The organism is Pantoea sp. CTOTU49201 (genome assembly GCF_032054795.1).
GTDB classification, from domain to species: Bacteria; Pseudomonadota; Gammaproteobacteria; order Enterobacterales; family Enterobacteriaceae; genus Pantoea; species Pantoea symbiotica.
The window spans coordinates 1-5,703 of record NZ_DAMBSA010000308.1 but is presented as its reverse complement, the minus strand read 5'-3'; the positions used below and the strand labels follow the sequence as shown (position 1 = coordinate 5,703).

Below are 5,703 nucleotides of genomic sequence, written 5' to 3'. Positions count from 1 at the left end.
AGGGTCGCCATTTATGGCGACCTGGATTCCACATTTATTCCCCTCGCCTCGCCATAATTGACATTTAAATATCCCTAAACCACCCATCTCTATTTTTCCTCACGACATCTTTTTTCACGCCATTGACACCATTTTCGCCGTGAAATAGTGATAAACCCCACTCTCCTTCATAAAAAATTAATCCACGCGCATCCCTTGTGAGCACTGGTGATTTTAGCCATTGACCGCTTCACGCTCCGCCGAATATCGCCATTCAGGGTTGTCAGATAATTTCACTATGCTAGGGTATAGGGCGCTTAAATTTAATCAGGACCACAACAAGAAATAGTTAAACATTTAACCGGGAAATTAATTACTGCATGGCAATTAAACTCGAAGTAAAGAATTTATATAAGGTATTTGGGGATAATCCCGAAAAGGCATTTAAGCTGATCGATAAAGGCGAAAGCAAAGAGAGTATTCTGGCAAAAACCGGTCTCTCTGTTGGCGTCAAAAATGCCAGTCTGGCCATTGAAGAAGGCGAGATCTTCGTCATCATGGGGCTTTCAGGTTCAGGTAAGTCCACCATGGTTCGCCTTCTCAATCGTCTGATCGAGCCCACTCGCGGCCAGGTAATCATAGACGGTGTCGATATTGCCAAAATATCGGAATCGGAACTGCGTGAAGTACGCAGAAATAAGATCAGCATGGTATTCCAATCCTTCGCATTAATGCCGCACATGACGGTGCTAAATAACGCTGCTTTTGGCATGGAATTAGCCGGCGTCGCTTTGGCGGAACGTCAGGAAAAAGCGCTGGAAGCATTGCGTCAGGTTGGCCTGGATAATTACGCTCACTCTTATCCCGATGAACTTTCTGGCGGCATGCGTCAACGCGTTGGATTAGCCCGCGCATTGGCGATTAATCCTGATATTTTATTAATGGATGAAGCCTTCTCAGCACTTGATCCGCTGATTCGTACCGAAATGCAGGATGAACTGGTAAAACTGCAGGCGAAACATCAGCGTACCATCGTATTTATTTCTCACGACCTCGATGAAGCGATGCGTATTGGCGACCGTATTGCCATTATGCAGGGCGGCGAAGTGGTGCAGGTCGGCACGCCGGATGAAATCCTCAATAATCCTGCCAACGATTATGTACGCACCTTCTTCCGTGGCGTCGATATTAGCCACGTGTTTAGCGCCAAAGATATTGCGCGTCGCAGCGCAGGTTCACTGATCCGTAAAGCCGCCGGTTTTGGTCCGCGTTCCGCCATTAAACTGCTGCAGGATGAAGATCGCGAATATGGTTATGTGCTGGAGAAACAGAAGTTTGTTGGTGTGGTCTCCACCGATTCACTGAAAGCCGCGCTGGCGGCCGGTGAAGGGCTGGATAGCGCGCTGCTCGACACGCCGTTAGCGGTTCCTGCCGATACCTCCCTGAATGATCTGCTATCGCATGTGGCACAAGCGCCCTGCGCCGTGCCAGTGGTCAGCGAGGAGAATCAGTACGTCGGTATCATTTCGAAAAGCATGCTGTTGCGTGCTTTAGACCGTGAAGGAGCCTAATCATGAGTGAACAAACAGCGAATCCGTGGGAAAGCGCCAGCCAAACCACCCAGCAACCTGCCACAACCGATACCAGCGCCGCTGCCAGCAGCAGCGATCCCTGGGCGAGCGGCGGTGCCGCGCCTGCGGATAATAACAGCGCCGATGCATGGGGCGATCCCTCCGCCGCCAGCAGCGGTGGCCACGATGCCGCCAGCAATGCTGCCAGCAGCAGCGACTGGTTGAGCAGCGCACCCACTCCCGCGCCAGAACATTTCAACATCATGGACCCGTTCCATAAAACCTGGATTCCACTCGATAGCTGGGTGACTGAAGGCATCGATTGGGTGGTCAGCCATTTCCGTCCGGTGTTTCAGGGGATTCGCGTGCCGGTGGATTACATCCTCAGCGCGTTCCAGCAGTTACTGCTCGGCATGCCAGCGCCGGTGGCAATTGTGGTGTTTGCGCTGATTGCCTGGCAGATTGCCAGCCCGGCGATGGGCATTGCCACGCTGGTCTCGCTGATTGCCATCGGCGCGATTGGTGCCTGGTCGCAGGCGATGGTGACGCTGGCGCTGGTGCTGACCGCCCTGCTGTTCTGCATCATCATCGGCTTGCCGCTCGGCATCTGGCTGGCGCGCAGCGAACGTGCCGCGCGCATTATCCGTCCGCTACTGGATGCGATGCAGACCACGCCCGCCTTCGTCTATCTGGTGCCGATCGTGATGCTATTTGGTATCGGCAACGTGCCGGGTGTAGTGGTGACCATTATCTTCGCGCTGCCGCCGATTGTGCGCCTCACCATTCTAGGCATTAAGCAGGTACCAGCCGATCTGATTGAAGCGAGTGAATCCTTCGGTGCCAGTCCACGTCAAATGCTATTCAAAGTGCAGCTGCCGCTGGCGATGCCGACCATCATGGCCGGCGTTAACCAGACGCTGATGCTGGCGCTGTCGATGGTAGTCATCGCCTCGATGATCGCGGTTGGCGGTCTCGGTCAGATGGTGCTGCGCGGCATTGGTCGCCTGGATATGGGCCTCGCCACCGTCGGCGGCGTGGGCATCGTGATTCTCGCCATTATTCTCGATCGTTTGACCCAGTCGATGGGCCGCGACAGCCGCAGCCGTGGCAGCCGCCACTGGTACAGCACTGGCCCGCTCGGTCTGCTGATGCGCCCTTTCAGTAAAAAAGCCTGATTTCTATGGGCGGTCCGCTGCGGCCGCCCGTCTCCGACGTAACACGTAAAATAAGGAATGACTATGCGCAAGACAGCTCTCATCGCTGCCGTCCTGACGACGTTCGCCGCGACGCACGTGTCCGCCGCCGACCTGCCCGGTAAAGGCATCACCGTTAAACCGACTCAGAGCACCATTTCTGAAGAGACCTTCCAGACGCTGCTGGTGAGCCGTGCGCTGGAGAAACTCGGCTATACCGTTGAGAAGCCAAGCGAGATTGATTACAACGTGGCATACACCACTATCGCAGCCGGTGATGCCACCTTTATTGCCACTAACTGGAAACCGCTGCACGACGATATGTATAAAGCATCGGGCGGCGATGCGAAGTTTTATCGTCAGGGCACTTACGTCGGTGGCGCTGCGCAAGGTTACCTGATCGATAAGAAAACCGCCGAGCAGTATCACATCACCAATATCGAGCAGCTGAAAGATCCAAAAATCGCCAAACTGTTTGATACCAATGGCGATGGCAAAGCGGATTTGACCGGCTGTACGCCAGGCTGGGGCTGTGAAGCGGTGATTAATCACCAGATTGATGCCTACAAGCTGAGCAATACCGTAGAGCACAATCAGGGCAACTACTCGGCGATGATCGCCGATACCATCACGCGCTTTAAGCAGGGCAAACCGGTGTTCTATTACACCTGGACACCGTATTGGGTCAGCGATGTACTGAAGCCGGGTAAAGACGTGGTATGGCTGCAGGTGCCGTTCTCTTCACTGCCAGGCGAGCAAAGCAAAGTTGATACCAAGCTGGCGAACGGTGCTAACTACGGTTTCCCGGTGAACACCATGCATATCGTAGCCAACAAAGCCTGGACCGAGAAAAATCCGGCAGCGGCAAAACTGTTTGCTGAGATGAAGCTGCCAATTGGCGACATCAACGCCGAGAATGCGGCGATGCATGCGGGCCACGCTTCTGAAGCCGATATCAATGGCCACGTTGATGGCTGGATCAAAGGTCACCAGGCGGAATTCGATAAGTGGATTCAGGACGCACTGGCGGCAGCGAAGTAACGCGATTTACATTAGCGTTGGTATTGTGGCGGCGCGATTTATCGCGCCGTTTTTCTTGCGATAAATGCACTAAAACCACTCTGCGCAATTAATTGCGCCGCTACGGCAAGATTCTTCCTTACCCTTTCTCATCCCCCGATAAGCGAAGCGTGCGCTATAGCGCACTGGTACGTCCTGTTAATTAACACACCATTGAAATAATTTTTTCGGTTACTATTACCCACAAATGATTATCTCTCTTCTCCTCGCGCAATGAATGCTTCCCGCTTAGCGATCGAATTCCATCATTTTTGCTGGTATCGCATCCGCGCGGGCGTTGTTAAGAGCATGTTAATCAACACCTTGATTATAGTAGACAAGCTGCTTGCTAAAAGTGTTTAGAAATCGTAAAGATGAGACCAAACCGCTGAGCGATACTGTTCATTGATGATTGGCTTTGTTATGGTTAGCAGCGCAGTTATTCACCAGAGTTATTTTTTCTCGCGAAATTATTTATCAGTAAAAAGGTTTCCCGGGATCAATTGATGACATCGGCTGCCTGCATGATCAGGCGGGATGTCAGGGCGAAATGCCCTGGGTTAAGGAACAACCTGGAATGTCAGATGTTGACAATGTGATCGTACTAACAATCACCTGCGGAAATTGTGACTACGCTTAATCTGTCACCATCATTACTATACCAGTTGCAACTAAGAGGTTTTTTTAAAATGGAAAGTTCGTTTACTCCCATTGAACAGATGCTAAACATCCGTGCTAACCGCCATAAAGATTTTCCGCTGCAGGAGATCATTCTGACCCGCTTGTGCATGCATATGCAGGGAAAACTGCTGGATAATCGCAACAAAATGTTGAAGGCGCAGGGAATTAACGAGACCTTATTCATGGCGCTGATTACCCTTGATGCGCAGGAAAATCAGAGCATTCAGCCTTCAGAACTGAGTTCTGCCCTCGGCTCTTCACGCACCAATGCTACGCGTATTGCCGATGAGCTGGAGAAGCGCGGCTGGATCGAACGCCGTGAAAGCGAGAACGACCGTCGCTGCCTGCATCTGCATTTGACCGAAAAAGGTAATGAGTTCCTGCGTCAACTGCTGCCACCGCAGCATCAGAGCCTGCAATACTTGTGGTCTTCGCTCTCCACTAACGAGCAGGATCAGCTGGAATCGATTACCCGTAAGTTACTTAACCGTCTCGATAAAATGGACGAAGATCAGGTTATCGCTTCCCTGTCGCGCTAATAGCAAGAAGTGCGACACAATCACCTTCCGAAATCGCTATTTTAATCCCCTTTTGTCCGGCCAGCGCTCAAGCGCTGGCTTTTTCGACTCGGGCAACCGTGTTGAAGGATCAGCACATCCCGACTAAATGGAAAACGTGGAGAACGACATGAGTGCGACAGCGGAAGCTCAAAGCCCGCAACAGCCAGCGAATAAAAAGAAGAAGCGCAAAGGTGTGCTGATCCTGCTGGCTATCGTGTTTGTAATTATTGGTGTTTCGTATTTGGCTTACTGGTATTTGGTGCTGCGTCACTTCCAGGAAACCGATGATGCCTATGTGGCAGGTAACCAGGTGCAGGTGATGGCGCAGGTTTCCGGCAGCGTAAACAAAGTGTGGTTTGATAATACTGACGTGGTGAAGAAAGGCGACGTCTTAGTCTCGCTGGATAAAACCGATGCCGAGCAGGCGTTTGAGAAAGCGCAGACCGCGTTGGCCACAAGCGTGCGTCAAACCCACCAGCTGATGATCAATGGCAAGCAGTATCAAGCCACCATCAAGTTGCAGCAGACCGCGCTGGAACAGGCCGAAGCTGACCTGAAACGCCGCGAGCCGCTGGGCGCGTCTAATTTGATTGGTCGCGAAGAGCTGCAACACTCGCGTGATGCCGTGGCAACAGCCAAAGCACAGCTGGATGTGGCAGT

The 5,703-nt window shown here is 52.3% G+C and carries 5 protein-coding genes; all 5 read left to right on the top strand.

The window, feature by feature from the left end; all coding sequences use genetic code 11:
* Nucleotides 1–359: 359 nt before the first annotated feature.
* Nucleotides 360–1,550 carry a glycine betaine/L-proline ABC transporter ATP-binding protein ProV gene (gene proV / locus RTY00_RS18470; RefSeq protein ID WP_008101632.1) on the top strand — a complete coding sequence of 397 codons (1,191 nt, stop codon included), beginning with the start codon at nucleotides 360–362 and terminating at the stop codon, nucleotides 1,548–1,550.
* A 2-nt stretch (nucleotides 1,551–1,552) separates the two neighbouring features.
* Nucleotides 1,553–2,725: a glycine betaine/L-proline ABC transporter permease ProW gene (gene proW / locus RTY00_RS18465; RefSeq protein WP_312665405.1), complete on the top strand. Its 1,173-nt coding sequence runs from the start codon at nucleotides 1,553–1,555 to the stop codon at nucleotides 2,723–2,725.
* Nucleotides 2,726–2,788: 63 nt separating this feature from the next.
* Nucleotides 2,789–3,784, top strand: coding sequence for a glycine betaine/L-proline ABC transporter substrate-binding protein ProX (proX, locus tag RTY00_RS18460; protein ID WP_312665404.1), 996 nt, complete (start codon nucleotides 2,789–2,791; stop codon nucleotides 3,782–3,784).
* Nucleotides 3,785–4,491: 707 nt separating this feature from the next.
* Nucleotides 4,492–5,022, top strand: coding sequence for a transcriptional repressor MprA (gene mprA, locus RTY00_RS18455; protein WP_008101638.1), 531 nt, complete (start codon nucleotides 4,492–4,494; stop codon nucleotides 5,020–5,022).
* A 148-nt stretch (nucleotides 5,023–5,170) separates the two neighbouring features.
* Nucleotides 5,171–5,703 (top strand): biotin/lipoyl-binding protein (locus RTY00_RS18450; RefSeq protein ID WP_312665403.1); only part of this gene is annotated, 533 nt, incomplete at its 3' end.

Coding starts and splice junctions, on each gene's coding strand:
- proV (WP_008101632.1), top strand. CDS start 360: ATGGCAATTAAACTCGAAGTAAAGAATTTATATAAGGTATTTGGGGAT.
- proW (WP_312665405.1), top strand. CDS start 1,553: ATGAGTGAACAAACAGCGAATCCGTGGGAAAGCGCCAGCCAAACCACC.
- proX (WP_312665404.1), top strand. CDS start 2,789: ATGCGCAAGACAGCTCTCATCGCTGCCGTCCTGACGACGTTCGCCGCG.
- mprA (WP_008101638.1), top strand. CDS start 4,492: ATGGAAAGTTCGTTTACTCCCATTGAACAGATGCTAAACATCCGTGCT.